This window comes from Actinomycetes bacterium, assembly GCA_036000965.1.
In the GTDB taxonomy this organism is placed as follows: domain Bacteria; phylum Actinomycetota; class CALGFH01; order CALGFH01; family CALGFH01; genus DASYUT01.
In genome coordinates this window covers 1-1,622 of record DASYUT010000026.1, presented here as the reverse complement: position 1 = coordinate 1,622, position 1,622 = coordinate 1, and the positions used below count along the sequence as shown (strand labels likewise).

The window sequence follows — 1,622 nt, the reverse complement described above, 5'->3', positions numbered from 1 at the left end:
CCGCCGACGCCGGCGCTTCCTTGGGCCGTGAGCCCGTGGGTTAGTCTGGCGCTGGGGCCTTGACCTTGACGGGTCGCGCACTGTGCTTGGAGCACGCCGGTCAGACTTTCGGCTTCCGACCGAGGCCCCCGGGCATCCCTGGTATCTGGCCCACGGTGAAGGTGAGGAGACGGTCTGGCGATGCGGGAGCCGCAGGAGATCGAGGACGAGGAACACGAGCGGGTCGTGGAGCGGGTGGCCGCGGTCGATGTGGCCAAGGCGTCGGGCATGGTGTGCACGCGGGTGCCGCACCCCTCCAGGCCGGGCAAGCGCCTCAGCAGGGTGTGGGAGGTGGCGGCGACCACCGGCGCGATCATCCAGCTCGGGGAACAGCTGGTGGGTCAGGGAATCGAGAAGGTCACGGTCGAGTCGACCTCGGATTACTGGCGTGGGTTCTACTACCTGCTGGAGGCGGCTGGCCTGGGTGTGCAGCTGGTCAACGCCCGGGAGGTGAAGAACGTCCCGGGCCGCCCGAAGACCGACCGGCTGGATGCGGTGTGGCTGGCGAAGCTGACCGAGCGGGGCATGCTGCGGCCCAGCTTCGTCCCGCCCGCCGAGATCCGCCAGCTGCGCGACTATACCCGGCTGCGGGTCGACCTGACCCATGAGCGCACCCGCTACTGGCAGCGGCTGGAGAAGCTGCTGGAGGACGCCCTGATCAAGGTGTCGTCGGTGGCGAGCACGCTGGACACCGCTTCGACCCGGGACATGCTCGAGGCGCTGATCGCCGGCCAGCGCGACCCAGGGGTGCTCGCCGGCTTGGCCCGCGGCAAGATGAAGGCCAAGCGTGGTGCCCTGGCCGAGGCGCTCACCGGCCGGTTCGACGACCACCATGCTGAGCTCGCCCGGATGCTGCTGGACCAGATCGACGCGCTGAGCGTCCAGATCGGCACGCTCACCACCCGCATCCAGGAACTGCTGGCGGCGATCCCCGCCGCCCAGGGCGTGGACGCCGACGGCAGCACCGGCCCGGGCGCCGGCACCGGGACCGACGCGGTGGTGCTGCCGGCCGCCGCCCGCCTGGATGCGATCACCGGCATCGGCCCAGGCGCCGCGCAGGTCGTCCTCGCCGAGGTTGGGCTGGACATGGGTGTCTTCCCCAGCCCCGCCCACCTGGTGTCGTGGGCCAAGCTGTGCCCGCGGACCATCCAGTCCGGCGCCAAGACCCGCGCCGGCAAGACCGGCAAGGGCAACCCCTACCTGCGGGGCGTGCTGGGCGAGGCCGCCGCCGCGGCCGCCAAGACCGACACCTTCCTCGGCGAGCGCTACCGGCGCCTGGTCAAGCGCCGCGGCAAGCTCAAGGCCCTGGTCGCCGTCGCCCGCTCCATCCTGGTGATCGTCTGGCACCTGCTCGCCGACCCCACCGCCCGCTACCACGACCTTGGCGCCGGCTACTACGCCAGCCGCATCGACAAGGGCAAGAAGGCCCGCAACCACATCCGCCAGCTGGAAGCCCTCGGCTACAGGGTCACCCTCGCCCCGGCAGCCTGACCCTCGACCGCACAACCACATCCCGCAGCACTGGAGCCGGCTTTGCCGGCTGCTGCCGCCTGCCCGGCCGAGGTCTGTTATTTTCCGGTCAG

General features: G+C 71.2%; 1 protein-coding gene. It reads left to right on the top strand.

What is annotated here, in order from left to right:
* Positions 1 to 180: 180 nt before the first annotated feature.
* Positions 181 to 1,530 (top strand): IS110 family transposase, encoded by a 1,350-nt coding sequence (locus tag VG276_01380; protein ID HEV8648061.1) that lies wholly within the window; start codon positions 181 to 183, stop codon positions 1,528 to 1,530.
* Positions 1,531 to 1,622: the final 92 nt, after the last annotated feature.

Coding starts and splice junctions, on each gene's coding strand:
- VG276_01380 (HEV8648061.1), top strand. CDS start 181: ATGCGGGAGCCGCAGGAGATCGAGGACGAGGAACACGAGCGGGTCGTG.